The sequence below is a fragment of the Piscinibacter defluvii genome, assembly GCF_004011805.1.
Taxonomy (GTDB): domain Bacteria; phylum Pseudomonadota; class Gammaproteobacteria; order Burkholderiales; family Burkholderiaceae_C; genus Piscinibacter; species Piscinibacter defluvii.
On the sequence record NZ_RCHJ01000013.1, the window covers coordinates 130,401 to 145,588 of the forward strand.

The 15,188-nt window shown below is 70.2% G+C and carries 15 protein-coding genes; 11 read left to right on the top strand and 4 right to left on the bottom strand.

The features are described 5' to 3' along the window. Window positions 1-11 precede the first annotated feature (11 nt). Entirely contained in the window at window positions 12-371 is a 360-nt protein-coding gene (locus D9C15_RS20080) for a Na+/H+ antiporter subunit G (RefSeq protein WP_205854855.1), read from the top strand. Beyond that, entirely contained in the window at window positions 368-937 is a 570-nt protein-coding gene (locus tag D9C15_RS20085; protein ID WP_128000244.1) for a DUF2062 domain-containing protein, read from the top strand. Before D9C15_RS20080 ends, D9C15_RS20085 begins: the two co-directional genes overlap by 4 nt. Window positions 938-950: 13 nt before the next feature. Here the strand turns inward: D9C15_RS20085 and D9C15_RS20090 are convergent, their stop codons facing one another. Continuing rightward, a complete protein-coding gene (locus D9C15_RS20090; protein ID WP_128000245.1) occupies window positions 951-1,601 on the bottom strand; it encodes a YqhA family protein in 651 nt (216 codons plus the stop codon). A gap of 159 nt (window positions 1,602-1,760) precedes the next feature. On the opposite strand from D9C15_RS20090, the gene acs reads away from it, so the two are divergent. Continuing rightward, window positions 1,761-3,725, top strand: a complete 1,965-nt coding sequence (gene acs, locus D9C15_RS20095; protein ID WP_128000246.1) for an acetate--CoA ligase — start codon at window positions 1,761-1,763, stop codon at window positions 3,723-3,725. A 59-nt stretch (window positions 3,726-3,784) separates the two neighbouring features. On the opposite strand, the gene D9C15_RS20100 is transcribed toward acs, so the two are convergent. Genes D9C15_RS20100 through D9C15_RS20110 form a run of 3 tightly spaced genes read right to left on the bottom strand, consistent with a single transcriptional unit; the run spans window position 3,785 to window position 7,122 of the window. After that, a complete protein-coding gene (locus D9C15_RS20100; RefSeq protein WP_128000247.1) occupies window positions 3,785-4,636 on the bottom strand; it encodes an EamA family transporter in 852 nt (283 codons plus the stop codon). Continuing rightward, entirely contained in the window at window positions 4,633-6,306 is a 1,674-nt protein-coding gene (locus D9C15_RS20105; protein ID WP_128000248.1) for a Na/Pi cotransporter family protein, read from the bottom strand. Before D9C15_RS20105 ends, D9C15_RS20100 begins: the two co-directional genes overlap by 4 nt. Further along, window positions 6,307-7,122 (bottom strand): IclR family transcriptional regulator, encoded by an 816-nt coding sequence (locus tag D9C15_RS20110; RefSeq protein ID WP_128000249.1) that lies wholly within the window; start codon window positions 7,120-7,122, stop codon window positions 6,307-6,309. Window positions 7,123-7,200: 78 nt separating this feature from the next. Between D9C15_RS20110 and D9C15_RS20115 the strand changes: the two genes are divergently transcribed. The 8 genes from D9C15_RS20115 (at window position 7,201) to glnL (ending at window position 15,181) form a co-directional block, all read left to right on the top strand. Continuing rightward, window positions 7,201-8,016 (top strand): TIGR00266 family protein, encoded by an 816-nt coding sequence (locus D9C15_RS20115; protein ID WP_128000250.1) that lies wholly within the window; start codon window positions 7,201-7,203, stop codon window positions 8,014-8,016. Window positions 8,017-8,038: 22 nt separating this feature from the next. Next, window positions 8,039-8,785 carry a creatininase family protein gene (locus D9C15_RS20120; RefSeq protein ID WP_240668485.1) on the top strand — a complete coding sequence of 249 codons (747 nt, stop codon included), beginning with the start codon at window positions 8,039-8,041 and terminating at the stop codon, window positions 8,783-8,785. 25 nt (window positions 8,786-8,810) lie between these two features. Next, window positions 8,811-10,106: a YncE family protein gene (locus D9C15_RS20125; RefSeq protein WP_375138810.1), complete on the top strand. Its 1,296-nt coding sequence runs from the start codon at window positions 8,811-8,813 to the stop codon at window positions 10,104-10,106. Window positions 10,107-10,122: 16 nt separating this feature from the next. After that, the gene (locus D9C15_RS20130) at window positions 10,123-10,983 is read left to right on the top strand and encodes an EI24 domain-containing protein (protein WP_128000252.1); all 861 of its coding nucleotides are present in this window, start codon (window positions 10,123-10,125) and stop codon (window positions 10,981-10,983) included. Beyond that, window positions 10,980-11,801 (top strand): competence/damage-inducible protein A, encoded by an 822-nt coding sequence (locus D9C15_RS20135; protein WP_128000253.1) that lies wholly within the window; start codon window positions 10,980-10,982, stop codon window positions 11,799-11,801. Before D9C15_RS20130 ends, D9C15_RS20135 begins: the two co-directional genes overlap by 4 nt. Window positions 11,802-11,976: 175 nt before the next feature. Further along, window positions 11,977-13,395: a type I glutamate--ammonia ligase gene (gene glnA, locus D9C15_RS20140; protein WP_128000254.1), complete on the top strand. Its 1,419-nt coding sequence runs from the start codon at window positions 11,977-11,979 to the stop codon at window positions 13,393-13,395. A 152-nt stretch (window positions 13,396-13,547) separates the two neighbouring features. Next, the gene (locus D9C15_RS20145) at window positions 13,548-14,069 is read left to right on the top strand and encodes a hypothetical protein (RefSeq protein WP_164886793.1); all 522 of its coding nucleotides are present in this window, start codon (window positions 13,548-13,550) and stop codon (window positions 14,067-14,069) included. Continuing rightward, window positions 14,069-15,181: a nitrogen regulation protein NR(II) gene (gene glnL / locus D9C15_RS20150; protein ID WP_128000255.1), complete on the top strand. Its 1,113-nt coding sequence runs from the start codon at window positions 14,069-14,071 to the stop codon at window positions 15,179-15,181. The genes D9C15_RS20145 and glnL overlap by 1 nt, the downstream gene beginning before the upstream one ends. The last annotated feature ends 7 nt before the right edge of the window (window positions 15,182-15,188 follow it).

The following is a 15,188-nucleotide window of genomic DNA, read 5'->3' on the forward strand; positions in this document are numbered from 1 at the left end:
GGAGACCGGTGATGGAAACCCTGCCGCTGTGGATCGAGATCGCCGTCGCCGCGCTGCTGGTGGTGGGCGGGCTGTTCACGCTGGTCGGCGCGATCGGCATGCTGCGCTTCCCGGACTTCCTGATGCGCCTGCACGCGCCCACCAAGGCGACCACGCTGGGCGTGGGCGGCGTGCTGCTGGCGAGCATGGCGCTGGCCTGGGTTCAGGGCCGGGCCGGCCTGCCCGAGCTGCTGATCACGCTGTTCCTGTTCGTCACCGCGCCGGTCTCGGCCAGCCTGATGGCCCAGGCCGCGCTGCACCTGCGCGTGCCCTCGCGCGCCGGGCCGCCGCCGGGCCGTGCTGCCGGCGCGAACACGGACGGGCCCGCATGAACGACCGGCTGCGTCGGCTGCTGCCCACCCCCGAGGCCCTGAGCCGCAACCGCTGGCTGCGCTGGATCGGCCCGGCGCTGCACCATCCGCGGCTGTGGCACATGAGCCGGCGCGGCATCGCGCTCGGGGTGGCGCTGGGCATCTTCTTCGGCCTGCTGGTGCCGATCGCGCAGATCCCGCTGGCCGCGGCCGCGGCCGTGCTGATGCGGGCGAACCTGCCGACCGCAGTGGCCAGCACGCTGGTCACCAACCCGGTCACCTTCGGCCCGGTGTACTACGCGGCCTGGCGCGTGGGCAACGCTGTCCTGGGCGGGCCGGCCGGCGAGCCGCCCGCGCCGACGGTGGCCGACGCGGAGGCCGAGGCCGAGGCGGCGCACGCCGCGGACGAATCCTGGTTCGAGCGCGCCTGGCGCCGCATCAGCGGGGTCGGCAAGCCGCTGCTGCTCGGGCTGGCGATCTTCGCCGCGGTGGGCGGGCTGCTCAGCTACCTGCTGGTCTCGGGCGCCTGGCACCTGAAGGTGCGCCTGCAGCGGTGGCGCCGACGCCGGCGACAGGGCGGGGCCTGAGCCGTCCAGAGGCCTAGTGTCCGTTGCGCACGGGCTGGAGGTGACGCTCGAGCAGCCGGTCGGCGAAGCCCAGCGCCATCGCCGACAGCAGGAAGGCGAGGTGGATGCCGACCTGCGCGACCAGCACCCGGTCGGGCAGCTTGTCGGCGTTGATGAAGCTCTTGAGCAGGTGGATCGAGCTGATGCCGATCAGCGCCATCGCCAGCTTGACCTTCAGCACCGAGGCGTTGACGTGGCTGAGCCACTCCGGCTCGTCCGGGTGGCCCTCGAGGTTCATGCGGCTGACGAAGGTGTCGTAGCCGCCGACGATCACCATGATCAGCAGGTTGCTGATCATCACCACGTCGATCATGCCCAGCAGCACGAGCATGATGATGGTCTCGTTCAGGCCCTTGATCTGCTCGTAGCCGACCCGGGCGCCCTCGGCGTTGAGGATCGGGTTGGCCTTGTAGCCGAGGTTCTCGACCAGGATCGTCAGCGCGTGCTGGCTGCCGAAGGCGGCTTCGATGAGGTGTACCAGTTCGGCACAGAAGTGGTACACGTAGACCGCCTGGGCGGCGATCAGGCCGAGGTACAGCGGCAGCTGCAGCCAGCGGCTGAGGAAGATCAGGTTCTCCAGCGGGCCCAGCTTCCCGCGCGGCCGCGTGTCCAGCGGTCTGCTCATTCGTTTCCCCCCTCGGGTTGTCCCAGTATTGGCCGGGGATTCTAGGCTGCGTAGCATCGTCGGCGACGCGGGGCGTCAGCCCTTCGTAAGAGCATCTGCCTAAGGTCCGCACCATACCGATCCGGGCCGCCGGTCCGATTCATTCATCAGGAGACGCCGATGAGCGAGACCCACCTCTATCCGCCGCCCGACGCCGCGGTCAAGAACGCATACATCTCCGGTCGCGAGGCCTACGACAAGCTGTGCGCCGAGGCGGAGTCCGACTACGAAGGCTACTGGTCGCGCCTGGCGCGCGAGTTCGTCACCTGGAAGAAGCCCTTCACGAAGGCGCTGGACGAGAGCAACGCGCCGTTCTTCAAGTGGTTCGAGGACGGCGAGCTGAACGTCTCCTACAACTGCCTGGACCGCAACGTCGAGAAGGGCCTCGGCGACAAGGTCGCGATCATCTTCGAGGCCGACGACGGCAAGGTCACCAAGGTCACCTACAAGCAGCTGCTGGCGCAGGTCAGCCAGCTGGCCAATGCGCTGAAGGCGCGCGGCATCAAGAAGGGCGACCGCGTCGTCATCTACATGTCGATGAGCGTCGAGGGCGTGGCCGCGATGCAGGCCTGCGCGCGCATCGGCGCCACGCACTCGGTGGTGTTCGGCGGCTTCTCGGCGCAATCGCTGCGCGACCGCATCGAGGACGCCGGCGCCGTGGCCGTGATCACCGCCGACGAGCAGCTGCGCGGCGGCAAGCAGCTGCCGCTGAAGGCCATCGTCGACGAGGCGATCGCGCTGGGCGGCTGCGAGAAGGTGAAGAACGTCATCGTCTACAAGCGCACCGGCGGCAACATCGCCTGGACCGCCGGCCGCGACGAGTGGCTGCACGACGTGGTGGCCGGCCAGAGCAGCACCTGCGAGCCGGAGTGGGTCGGCGCGGAGCACCCGCTCTTCCTGCTCTACACCTCGGGCTCGACCGGTAAGCCCAAGGGCGTGCAGCACAGCACCGGCGGCTACCTGCTGCACGCGGCGCTGACGACGAAGTGGACCTTCGACCTGAAGCCCGACGACGTGTTCTGGTGCACCGCCGACATCGGCTGGGTCACCGGCCACACCTACATCACCTACGGCCCGCTGGCGCTGGGCGGCACCGAGATCGTGTTCGAGGGCGTGCCCACCTACCCGGACGCCGGCCGCTTCTGGAAGATGATCCAGGACCACAAGGTCACGATCTTCTACACCGCGCCCACGGCGATCCGCTCGCTGATCAAGGCCGCCGAGGCCAACGACGCGGTGCACCCGAAGAGCTACGACCTGAAGAGCCTGCGCATCCTCGGCTCGGTGGGCGAGCCGATCAACCCGGCCGCCTGGGAGTGGTACCACCAGCACGTGGGCGGCGGCCGCTGCCCGATCGTCGACACCTTCTGGCAGACCGAGACCGGCGGGCACATGATCACCCCGCTGCCGGGCGCCACCACGCTGGTGCCGGGCTCCTGCACGCTGCCCTTCCCGGGCATCCAGGCCGCGGTGGTCGACGAGACCGGCAAGGAAGTCGCGTGGGGGCAGGGCGGCATCCTGGTCGTCAAGCGTCCCTGGCCGTCGATGATCCGCACCATCTGGGGCGACCCGGAGCGCTTCAAGAAGAGCTACTACCCCGAGGACTTCAAGGGCAAGTACTACCTCGCGGGCGACGGCGCGATCCGCGACGCCAAGACCGGCTACTTCACCATCACCGGCCGCATCGACGACGTGCTGAACGTCTCGGGCCACCGCATGGGCACGATGGAGATCGAGTCGGCGCTGGTGTCGCACACCGAGCTGGTGGCCGAGGCCGCCGTGGTGGGCCGGCCGGACGAGACCACCGGCGAGGCGGTCTGCGCCTTCGTCGTGCTGAAGCGCCCGCGCCCGACCGGCGACGAGGCCAAGCGCATCGCCAAGGAACTGCGTGACTGGGTCGGCAAGGAGATCGGCCCGATCGCCAAGCCCAAGGACATCCGCTTCGGCGACAACCTGCCCAAGACCCGCTCGGGCAAGATCATGCGCCGCCTGCTGCGCTCGATCGCCAAGGGCGAGGCCATCACGCAGGACACCTCCACGCTGGAGAACCCGGCCATCCTGGACCAGCTCTCGCAGGTCAACTGAGGGCGGCTCGCCCCGGTGACGACGCGGCGCCTCGGCGCCGCGTTTTCGTTGGGGCCGGCTCAGGCGAGCCGCAGCGCCACCACGCCGGCCACGACCAGCAGCGTGCCGAGCGCGCGCTGCGGCCCGAAGCGCTCCTTCAGCCACAGCGTGCCGATCAGCGCGGCGAACAGCACCGAGGTCTCGCGCAGCGCGGCCACGCTGGCCACCGGCGCGCGGGTCATGGCCCACAGCGCGATGCCGTACGAGCCGAACGAGGCCAGCGCGCCGAGCAGGGCGAGCTTCCAGCGCCCGGCCAGGTAGGCACGCACCTGCGCCGCCTCGTGCCGGCGCTGCCACAGCACCAGCGCGAAGTAGGGCGCGCCGTCGAACAGGAACAGCGTGGCCACGTAGGACAGCGCGTCGCCCGAGGCGCGCACGCCGCGGCCGTCGACCACGGTGTAGAGCGCGATGATCCCGGCGTTGGCCAGCGCGTAGCGCAGCGCCTTGCCGCGGTGGCCGGCGGCGGCGGCGGGCGAGAGCCCGACCACGACCACGCCCAGGCACACCGCGGCGATGCCGGCCCAGGCCTGCGGCGCGATCGCCTCGCCGATCAGCGGCGCGCTCGCGCCGGCCACCAGCAGCGGGGCCAGCCCGCGCATCACCGGGTAGGTCAGGCCCAGCTCGCCGTGCCGGTAGGCGCCGGCCAGCGCGATGTAGTAACCGACGTGGATGACCCAGGAAGCCACCAGCCAGGGCCAGGCCTCGGCCCGCGGCAGCCCGGTGACGGCCACCACCGGCAGCGCGACCACCAGGCCGAGCGCGTGGATCAGCCCGGTGTCCAGCGCCTTGTCGTGCCCGCTGCGGATCAGCGCGTTCCAGGCCGCGTGCAGCAGCGCGCCGGCCAGCACCGCCAGGACGACCGCGGCGCTCAAGTGTTGGTGTCGTCCGGCAGCGCGGCCAGGCGCGAGTGGCGGATGCGCGTCTGCGAGAGCACGCCCGCGGTCTCGAGGATCGGGTAGGCGATCGAGCAGATGTGCGAGTTGATGCGCTTGAGGTCGCTGATCAGGTCCAGGTGCAGCGAGCTGGTCTCGATGCTCTGCGCGGTGTTCTCGCGCAGGCGGCCGATGTGGCTGGCGGCGTACTCGTGCTCCAGGTCGCGGAAGCGCGCCTTCTCCTCGAGCAGCTTCTTGGCGTCGCGCACATGGCCGTCGAGGAACACGCTCATCCCGAGGCGCAGGTTGGCCAGCAGGCGCTCGTGCAGGTGGCTGATCTCGGCCAGGCCGGCGTCGGAGAAGCTGCGGTTCTTGCGGATCTTCTTGTCCTCCACGTCCTGCAGCACGCGCTCGATCACGTCGCCGATCTGCTCCATGTTGATCGTGAAGGAGAGGATGTCGGTCCAGCGCCGGCTCTCGCGCTCGGACAGCGCCTCGCGCGAGATCTGCGTCAGGTAGAACTTGATCGCCGAGTACAGCTCGTCGACCGTGTCGTCCATCTTGCGCAGCTGCTCGGCGAGCACCAGGTCGTTGTGCTTGATGACCGGCAGGATGCCGCGCAGCATGGTCTCCACCACGTCGGCCTGGTGCAGCGCCTCGCGCGCCGCGCAGCTGATGGCCAGCGAGGGCGTGGCCAGCGCCACCGGGTCGAGGTGGCGCGGGCGGGTGGAGTCGCCGCGCATGGTCGGCTCGGGCAGCAGCTTCTCGACCAGCCGGCCGACCGGGCCGGTGGTGCCGATCAGCAGCAGCGCCAGCGCACCATTGAACGCCAGGTGGAACCAGACCACCTGCTCGTGCACCGCGCCGCCGGTCTCCTGCAGCAGCACGTGGATCTGGCCGACGAAGGGGATCACGAGCGCCGCGCCGATCATCTTGAAGATCAGGTTGCCCAGCGGCAGGCGGCGCACCTGCGGCGAGGCGCCGCCGGTGGCCAGCAGCGCGAGCACGCCGCTGCCGAGATTGGCGCCCAGCACCAGCCCGAGCGCCACGGTGGTGGGCAGCATGCCCGAGGCGGCCAGCGTGGCCGTCAGCAGCACGATCGCCAGGCTGGAGTAGGACAGCACGGTCAGCACCGCGCCGACCAGCATGTCGAGCACGATGTCGTTGGGCAGCGCGACGATCAGCGCGCGCATCGCCGGCGATTCGGTCAGCGGCTTGGTCGCGCCGACGATCAGCTGCAGCGCCAGCGTGATCAGCCCGAGGCCGATCAGCACCCGGCCGACCCGCCCGACCACGGTGTTCTGGCGCACCGTGAACATCACCACGCCGGCGAAGATCAGCAGCGGCGAGAGCCAGGACAGGTCGAACGAGAACACCACCGCCATCAGCGCGGTGCCGACGTCGGCACCCAGCATCACGGCCAGCGCCGGCGCGGTGCCGACCAGCCCCTTGCCGACGAAGGAGGCGACGATCAGGCAGGTGGCGGTGCCCGACTGCATCAGCGCCGCCACGCCCAGGCCGGCCAGCAGTGCGCTGAAGCGGTTGCGGAAGCTGCGCTGCAGCACGCCGCGCAGGTTCTCGCCGAAGGCGCGCAGCATGCCGGTGCGCACCAGGTGGGTGCTCCACACCAGCAGGGCGATCGCGGCGAGCAGGTTGAGCAGGTGGATCATTCAGGCCTTCATCTGCAGCAGCTGCGAGATGCGCAGGGCCGCCTCCTGCAGCCTGGGCAGGAACCGTTCCACCATCGTCGCCGGCGGCGTGCGCAGCACCTGGCCGCTGACGTTCATCGCCGCGATCACGCGGCCGGCGCGGTCGCGGATCGGCACCGCGAGCGAGACCAGGCCTTCCTCGAGCTCCTGGTCCACCAGGCACCAGCCCTGTTCGCGCACGCGTGCGAGTTCCTGAGCGAAGCGGACGCGGTCGGTGATCGTGCGCGGGGTGTGGGCGGCCAGCGGGCGCTGGCGCAGCAGGGCGTCGATGGCCTCGGGAGCCAGTTCGGCCAGCAGCACCCGGCCCATCGACGTGGCCGTGGCCGGCAGCCGGCTGCCGATGCCCAGCGTGATGCTCATGATCTTGTGGGTCGGCACGCGCAGCACGTAGACGATGTCCGCACCGTCGAGCACCGCGGCTGAGCAGGACTCCTTCAGCTCGGCGACCAGCGCCTCCATCACCGGCTCGGCCAGGTTCCACAGCGGCAGCGAGGACAGGTAGGCGAAGCCGAGGTCGAGGATGCGCGCCGTCAGGCTGAACTGGCGGCCGTGGCTGCTGACGTAGCCGAGCGATTCGAGCGTGAGCAGGATGCGCCGCGCGCCGGCGCGGGTCAGCCCGGTGCGCTGCGCCACTTCCGTCAGCGTCTGCTGCGGATGCTGGGCCGAGAACGAGCGGATCACCGCCAGCCCGCGCGCGAACGACTGCACGTAGGCGTCGCCGGGGCGCGGGCTGTCGTCGGCAGGGGTGTCGGGGGCCGCGAGGTCGGTGGCGGGCATGTGATCAGTCTATCGCCGTGCGGGCATTGCTTTTGGGTACCATCCCGGCCGCTTCACATCTGCCTAGGAGTGCAAGGGATGGCTATGGACGTGGTCGACTTCGAGATCAAGGGCTCGGAGATGCAGTTCGTCGAGGTCGAGCTCGACCCCGGAGAGGCCGCCGTCGGCGAGGCCGGCAGCCTGATGTTCATGGATGCGGGCATCGCGATGGACACGGTGTTCGGCGACGGCTCGCAGAACCAGGGCGGCGGCTTCTTCGGCAAGCTGCTGGGCGCCGGCAAGCGGCTGATCACCGGCGAGTCGCTGTTCACGACGGTCTACTCCAACCAGGCGCCGGGCAAGCAGCGTGTCGCCTTCGCCGCGCCGTACCCCGGCAAGATCCTGCCGATGGACCTGTCCAAGCTCGGCGGCACGCTGATCTGCCAGAAGGACTCGTTCCTGTGCGCCGCGCGCGGGGTGTCGCTGGGCATCTACTTCCAGCAGAAACTCTCGGTCGGCTTCTTCGGCGGCGAGGGCTTCATCATGCAGAAGCTCGAGGGCAACGGCCTGGCCTTCGTGCACGCCGGCGGCACCGTGCTCAAGCGCGACCTGCAGCCCGGCCAGACGCTGCTGATCGACACCGGCTGCGTGGTGGCCTTCACGCCCAGCGTCAACTTCGAGATCCAGTTCGTCGGCAAGATCAAGACCGCGCTGTTCGGCGGCGAGGGCCTGTTCTTCGCCAAGATCACCGGCCCGGGCACGGTGTGGCTGCAGAGCCTGCCGTTCTCGCGCCTGGCCTCGCGCGTGTTCGCGGCCGCGCCGCAGCGCGGCGGCAGCCGCGAGGAGGGTTCGGTGCTCGGCGGCATCGCCGGCGGCGGCCTGCTCGGTGGCGTGCTCGGGGGCGACGACGAATAAGGTCCTCGCCGCCGCGGCGCTGGTGCTGGCCGCCGCCTCGGCCGGCGCGGCGCCGCCGGTCGAGCTCGAGCAGCTCACCTGGACCGAGCTGCGCGAGCGCGTCGCCGGCGGCGCCACCGTGGCCCTGGTGCCCCTGGGCGGCACCGAACAGAACGGCCCGCACATGGTGCTGGGCAAGCACAACGTGCGCGTGCGCGTGCTGGCCGGTCGCATCGCGCGCGAACTCGGCAACGCGATCGTCGCGCCGGTGCTGGCCTACGTGCCCGAGGGCAGCATCGAGCCGCCGCAGGCGCACATGCGCTGGCCCGGCACGATCTCCATCCCCGAGCCGGCCTTCGAGGCGCTGCTCGACGGCAGCGCACGCAGCCTGTGCCGGGCCGGTTTTCGCGACGTGGTGTTGCTGCCGGACCACGGCGGGTATCTGAAAAGCATCGAACGTGTCGCGGCGCGTCCGGGGCGGCCGGCCGGCTGCCGGGTGCACGCGCTGCTCGACTACTATCGTGCGACCCAGGGCGCGTACGTCGCGGCGCTCGCGGCGCGCGGCTACCGTGCCGAGGAGATCGGCAGCCATGCCGGTCTCGCCGACACCTCGCTGGCCCTGGCCGCCGACCCGGCACTGGTGCGCAGCGAGCGCCTGGCGCAGACCGGTCCGGGCGAGGGCGTTGTCGGCGATCCGCGCCGTTCCAGCGTTGAACTCGGGCAACTGGGGCTCGAGCAGGTCGTGACGGCCTCCGTGGCGGCGATCCGCGCGCGCTTGCGTGGGCAGTGAGACGTTTTCGACAAGAAGGTTCGGCATGACGACGAGTGAGGGAGCGCTGCGGCGCGTGGGGCCGCCGGCGGCGGGGTGGGCGTTGGCGGCCGTGCTGGCCGTCCTGGCGGGGCCGTCCGCGGCCCAGGGGACGGCGGCCTCGGCACCGGCGCCGCGCACCGTGAACGTGGCACTGCCGGGCATGCCGCCGGTGCCGGTGGCGTCCAACCTGTACAGCGAGACCGGCAGGTTCAGCGAGGTGGTCAAGGGGGACCTGGAGCGCATCTACGTGCCCAACCTGCGCTCCGGCGACGTCTACGTCGTCGACCCGCAGGCCATGAAGGTGGTGGACCGCTTCCGGGTCGGCATCGGCCCGCAGCACATCGTGCCGTCGTGGGACCTGCGCACCCTGTGGGTGACCAACAACGCCGAGGGCCGCACCGACGGCAGCCTGACGCCGATCGACCCGAAGACCGGCAAGCCCGGCAAGGCGGTGATGGTCGACGACCCGTACAACATGTACTTCACGCCGGACGGCAAGTCCGCGATCGTGGTGGCCGAGGCGCGCAAGCGGCTCGACTTCCGCGACCCGAAGACCATGGCGATGCAGTACTCGATCGACGTGCCGGACTGCCCGGGCGTGAACCACGCCGACTTCGCGATCGACGGGCGCTACGCGATCTTCACCTGCGAGTTCACCGGATCGCTGGTGAAGATCGACCTGGTCGAGCGCAAGGTGCTGGGTTACCTGAAGCTCACGATGCCCAGCACGCGCTTCAAGGAGGTGAAGGCGCCGCGCGGCGAGCCGCGCAAGGCCTGGGAGCCGGGGCCCACCGAGGTCTGCACGGTCGAGCGCGGCATGCCGCAGGACATCCGCAGCTCGCCCGACGGCCGGCGCTTCTACATCGCCGACATGCACGCCGACGGCGTGCACGTGGTCGACGGCGCGTCGTTCACCAAGGTCGGCTTCATCCCCACCGGCCTGGGCGCGCATGGCCTGTACCCGAGCCGCGACGGCACGAAGCTCTACGTGGCCAACCGCGGCTCGCACCGGATCCACGGGCCGAGGAACGGCGACGGCTCGGTCTCGGTGATCGACTTCGCCACCGAGAAGGTGGTGGCGCGCTGGGGCGTGCCCGGCGGCGGCAGCCCGGACATGGGCAACGTCAGTGCCGACGGCAGGCACCTGTGGCTGGCGGCGCGCTACGACGACGTGATCTACCGCTTCGACACCGCCAGCGGCGAGGTCAGGCAGGTCAAGGTCGGCGCCGAGCCGCACGGCCTGACGGTCTGGCCGCAACCGGGCCGCTATTCGCTCGGGCACACGGGAAACCTGCGATAGCCGAAAATCCGCGTCGATGAAGGAGCTTCTCGACGCGTTCTGGCGCGCGGCGGCCTACTGCCTGCACCCGCGGGTGATCGCGCTGTCGCTGCTGCCGCTGGTGCTGATGGTCACCGCGGCGCTCGGACTGGGGTACCTGTTCTGGGACGCGGCGCTGGACAGCGTCAACCAGACGCTCGACAGCTGGGACCTGCTGACCGCCTTCTTCCAGTGGCTGGAGCGCTTCGGCCTGGCCGGGTTGAAGGCGGCGCTGGCGCCGCTGATCGTGGTGTTCCTGGCCACGCCGGTGATCGTGATCGTCGCGCTGCTGGTGGTCTCGGTGCTGATGACGCCGGCGATGCTCAGCCTCGTGGCCGAGCGGCGCTTCCCGCAGCTCGAGCGCCGGCGCGGCGGGTCGCTGTGGACCGGCGCGCTGGGCGCGTTCGTGGCCACCCTGGTGGCGCTGCTGGCGCTGGTGGTGTCGGTGCCGTTCTGGCTGATCCCGCCGCTGGCGCTGGTGCTGCCGCCGCTGATCTGGGGCTGGCTGACCTACCGCGTGCTCAGCTACGACGTGCTGGCCGAGCACGCCAGCCGCGAGGAGCGCCTGGCGATCGTGCGCGAGCGCCGCTGGAGCCTGCTGGGCATGGGCGTGCTGGCCGGCTTCCTCGGCGCGGCGCCGGGCATCGTCTGGGCCTCGGGCGTGATGTTCGTGGCCCTCGCGCCGGTGCTGGTGCCGGTGGCGATCTGGATCTACACGCTGATCTTCGCCTTCGCGTCGCTCTGGTTCGCGCACTACTGCCTGGCGGCGCTGCAGGTGCGCCGTGCGGCCGACGCGCCGCTGCCCGTCAACCCGCCGCTGCCGGCCGTGCCGGACGCGGCCCTGCTGCCCCCGCCATGAACTTCGGACTCATCATCGTCGGCGACGAGATTCTTTCGGGCAAGCGCGAGGACAAGCACCTGCCGAAGGTGATCGACCTGCTCAACGCGCGTGGCCTGTCGCTGGCCTGGGCGCGCTACGTGGGCGACGTGCGCGAGCGCATCACCGCCGACCTGCGCGACGCCTTCGCCGCCGCGCGCCGGGGCGACGTGGTGTTCTCCTGCGGCGGCATCGGCGCGACGCCGGACGACCACACCCGTCAATGCGCGGCCGCGGCGCTGGACGTGCCGCTCGAGCTGCACCCGCGCGCGAAGGATCTGATCCTCGAACGCATGCGCGACGTGGCCGCCGAGCAGGGCAAGCCCTTCGACCCCGACCGCGCCGACAACGTGCACCGCCTCAACATGGGCGTGTTCCCGCAGGGCGCGCAGATCATCCCGAACCCGTACAACAAGATCCCCGGCTTCTCGCTCGTCGATGCCGCCAGCGGCGGCGGGGTGTTCTTCGTGCCGGGTTTCCCGGTGATGGCCTGGCCAATGATCGAATGGGTGCTCGACACCCATTGCCGCGCGCAGCACCGCGCAGTGACGCTGCGCGAGCGCTCGGTGATCGTGATGGGCAGCATGGAGGCCACGCTGACGCCGCTGATGGAGGCGATCGAGGCACGTTTCCCGGACGTCAAGGTGTTCAGCCTGCCGAGCGTCGACCATCCGCAATGGGGTCGTCACATCGAGCTCGGCGTCAAGGGTGCCGAGGCGGCGCTGGCCGGCGCGTTCGATGACCTGCTGGCGGGCCTGCGCGCGCTGGACGTCGAACTCGGCCCCGAAATGGTGCGCTGATATTCCCTTGCATTGCTCGATCGTGGTGCGCCGAGATGCACCACGAAGGGAGGCTTCGAGGCCCTGCCGTGCCCCGGTCTCGGGCATGCTTTCTGCTACATTCCTGCGCGCCCACCGGGGCCATTGCCCCACGCACCCACCACTCTCAAAAGCACCCCAGCCAGGAGAATTCTTGATGGCAGCCAAGACCGTCGCCGACGTGATGAAGATGGTGAAGGAGAACGAAGTCAAGTTCGTCGACTTCCGCTTCACCGACACCCGTGGCAAGGAACAGCACGTGTCCGTGCCGGTGTCCGCGTTCGACGAAGACAAGTTCACCGCGGGCCATGCCTTCGACGGCTCGTCGATCGCCGGCTGGAAGGGCATCGAGGCGTCGGACATGCTGCTGATGCCGGACCCGAACACCGCCAACATCGACCCGTTCTACGAAGAGCCGACGCTGATCCTGACCTGCGACGTGCTCGAGCCGGGTGACGGCAAGCCCTACGAGCGCGATCCGCGCTCGCTGGCCAAGCGCGCCGAGGCCTACCTCAAGGCCAGCGGCATCGGCGACGCGGCCTACTTCGGCCCGGAGCCCGAGTTCTTCATCTTCGACCAGGTGAAGTGGGGCGTGGACATGTCCGGCTGCTTCGTCAAGGTCGACTCCGAAGAGGCGCCCTGGAGCACCGGCAAAGACTTCGAAGGCGGCAACATGGGCCACCGCCCGGCCGTCAAGGGCGGCTACTTCCCGGTGCCGCCGGTCGACAGCTTCCAGGACATGCGCTCCGAGATGTGCCTGATCCTCGAGTCGCTGGGCATCCCGGTCGAGGTGCACCACCACGAGGTGGCGGCCCCGGGCCAGAACGAGCTGGGCACGAAGTTCAGCACGCTGGTGCAGCGTGCCGACTGGCTGCAGCTGCAGAAGTACGTGATCCACAACGTCGCGCACGCCTACGGCAAGACTGCGACCTTCATGCCCAAGCCCATCGTCGGTGACAACGGCAGCGGCATGCACGTGCACCAGTCGGTGTGGAAGGACGGCAAGAACCTGTTCGCCGGCGACGGCTACGGCGGCCTGTCCGAGTTCGCGCTGTACTACATCGGCGGCATCATCAAGCACGCCCGTGCGCTGAACGCGATCACCAACCCCGGCACGAACAGCTACAAGCGCCTGGTGCCCGGCTTCGAAGCCCCGGTGAAGCTGGCCTATTCGGCCAAGAACCGCTCGGCCTCGATCCGCATCCCGTACGTGGCCAACCCGAAGGGCCGCCGCATCGAGGCGCGTTTTCCGGATCCCCTGTGCAACCCGTACCTGGGCTTCGCCGCGCTGCTGATGGCGGGCCTGGACGGCGTCGAGAACAAGATCCACCCGGGCGAGGCCGCCACCAAGGACCTGTACCACCTGCCGCCGGAAGAGGACGCGAAGATCCCGACCGTCTGCCACAGCCTGGACCAGGCCCTCGAGTACCTCGACAAGGGCCGCGCGTTCCTGACCAAGGGCGGCGTGTTCACCGATGCCTACATCGACGCCTACATCGAGCTGAAGATGCAGGAGGTGACCCGCTTCCGCATGACGACGCACCCGTGCGAGTTCGACATGTACTACTCGCTGTGACCTTTCACACGCGGGAAGGAGAGGACGGCTGCGGCCGTCCTTTTTTCTTGGTGCATCTTTGCGGATCGGTGCACGGCCGCTGGGCGACAATCGGCCCGGCCCTGTCGGCGCCGCAGGCTGCTGCGGCGTTGCTCGGGCCAGGAGCCTGATTCATGCACCTCTCGCGTTCCCTGACCCTCGCGTCGCTCGCGGCCATCGCGCTGTGGCCGACGCTGGCCGCCGCGCAGCAGGCCAACTCGGCCGTCTACCGCTGCCCCGGGCCGCCGGTGCTCTACACCGATTCGATCAGCGCCGCCGAGGCCAAGGAGAAGGGCTGCAAGCTGCTCGAGGGGGCGCCGGTCACCGTGATCCAGGGCCCCCGGCCGCGCCAGGGCACGCCGGTGCCCACCGCCAGCGGCCCGCGCCCGGCCGATTCGAAGATCGACCCGGCCGCCCAGCGCGCCCGCGACGGCGATGCGCGCCGCATCCTCGAGACCGAGCTGAAGAAGGAAGAGGACGCGCTGGCCGCGCTGCAGAAGGAATACAACAACGGCGAGCCCGAGCGCCGCGGCGACGAGCGCAACTACCAGAAGTACCTCGACCGCGTGGCCGAGATGAAGGCCGCGATCGCGCGCAAGGAAAGCGACGTCGCCGCGCTGCGCCGCGAACTGGCCAAGCTGCCGCCGGCGCCGTGATGAAGCTGCCGGCGCTTCCCGCGGCACTCGGCGGGTCGCGACCGGCCGACCCGGCCACCGCCTACGCGGCCTTCGACCACCTCGCCACCATGGTGGCGGTGGTCACGCCCGACGGGCGCTGCGTGTTCGCCAATGCCTCGTTCGAGAACGTGCTCGGCCTGTCGCGCCGCAGCGTGCAGCGCGGCACGGTGTTCCAGTGGTTCGTCGAAGCCGACATGCTGCGCGACACGGTCGCCGCGGTGGCGCGCAACGAATTCGCCACCAGCCGGCTCGAGGCGCAGCTGCGCCGGCCCGGCCCGGGCGGCGGCGACGCGCTGCCGGTGCACGCGATCATCAACCAGATGGACGGCACGCCGCACGTGCTGGTGGAGCTCGTCGAGATCGAGGCGCAGACGCGCCAGGACCGCGAGGAACGGGCGCTCGGCCAGGCGCAGGCCACCAAGGAGCTGATCCGCAACCTCGCGCACGAGATCAAGAACCCGCTGGGCGGCATCCGCGGCGCGGCGCAACTGCTCGAGATGGAAGGCCACTCGCGCACGCTGACCGAATACACGCAGGTCATCATCCACGAGGCCGACCGGCTGCAGGCGCTGGTCGACCGGCTGCTCGCGCCGCACCGCAAGCCGCACGTGGTGAGCGACGTGAACATCCACGAGGTCTGCGAGCGGGTGCGCTCGCTGATCCTGGCCGAGTTCCCGCGCGGGCTGGCGGTCGAGCGCGACTACGACGTCTCGATCCCCGACTTCCGCGGCGACCGCGAGCAGCTGATCCAGGCGGTGCTGAACATCGCCCACAACGCCGCGCAGGCGCTCGCCGAGCGCATCGCCGGCGGTGACGCGCGCATCACGCTGCGCACGCGCATCGCGCGGCAGGTGACGATCGGCAAGCAGCGCTATCGTCTGGCACTGGAATTGCATATCGAGGACAACGGTCCGGGTGTGCCTGAGTCGATTCGCGATCGCATCTTCTACCCGCTGGTCTCGGGGCGCGAAGGCGGATCGGGCCTCGGGCTCACGCTGGCGCAGACCTTCGTGCAGCAACACCAGGGCACGATCGAATGCGAGAGCGAGCCGGGCAGGACGTTGTTCAAGATCGTGATCCCACTTCCCTGAGAGCGGC

Excerpts from the sequence above, each read along its gene's own strand:
- D9C15_RS20130 (WP_128000252.1), top strand. The coding sequence starts at position 10,123 with ATGAAGGAGCTTCTCGACGCGTTCTGGCGCGCGGCGGCCTACTGCCTG.
- D9C15_RS20115 (WP_128000250.1), top strand. The coding sequence starts at position 7,201 with ATGGCTATGGACGTGGTCGACTTCGAGATCAAGGGCTCGGAGATGCAG.
- acs (WP_128000246.1), top strand. The coding sequence starts at position 1,761 with ATGAGCGAGACCCACCTCTATCCGCCGCCCGACGCCGCGGTCAAGAAC.
- glnL (WP_128000255.1), top strand. The coding sequence starts at position 14,069 with ATGAAGCTGCCGGCGCTTCCCGCGGCACTCGGCGGGTCGCGACCGGCC.
- D9C15_RS20085 (WP_128000244.1), top strand. The coding sequence starts at position 368 with ATGAACGACCGGCTGCGTCGGCTGCTGCCCACCCCCGAGGCCCTGAGC.
- D9C15_RS20080 (WP_205854855.1), top strand. The coding sequence starts at position 12 with ATGGAAACCCTGCCGCTGTGGATCGAGATCGCCGTCGCCGCGCTGCTG.
- D9C15_RS20090 (WP_128000245.1), bottom strand. The coding sequence starts at position 1,601 with ATGAGCAGACCGCTGGACACGCGGCCGCGCGGGAAGCTGGGCCCGCTG.
- D9C15_RS20125 (WP_375138810.1), top strand. The coding sequence starts at position 8,811 with ATGACGACGAGTGAGGGAGCGCTGCGGCGCGTGGGGCCGCCGGCGGCG.
- D9C15_RS20135 (WP_128000253.1), top strand. The coding sequence starts at position 10,980 with ATGAACTTCGGACTCATCATCGTCGGCGACGAGATTCTTTCGGGCAAG.
- D9C15_RS20110 (WP_128000249.1), bottom strand. The coding sequence starts at position 7,122 with ATGCCCGCCACCGACCTCGCGGCCCCCGACACCCCTGCCGACGACAGC.
- D9C15_RS20105 (WP_128000248.1), bottom strand. The coding sequence starts at position 6,306 with ATGATCCACCTGCTCAACCTGCTCGCCGCGATCGCCCTGCTGGTGTGG.
- D9C15_RS20145 (WP_164886793.1), top strand. The coding sequence starts at position 13,548 with ATGCACCTCTCGCGTTCCCTGACCCTCGCGTCGCTCGCGGCCATCGCG.
- glnA (WP_128000254.1), top strand. The coding sequence starts at position 11,977 with ATGGCAGCCAAGACCGTCGCCGACGTGATGAAGATGGTGAAGGAGAAC.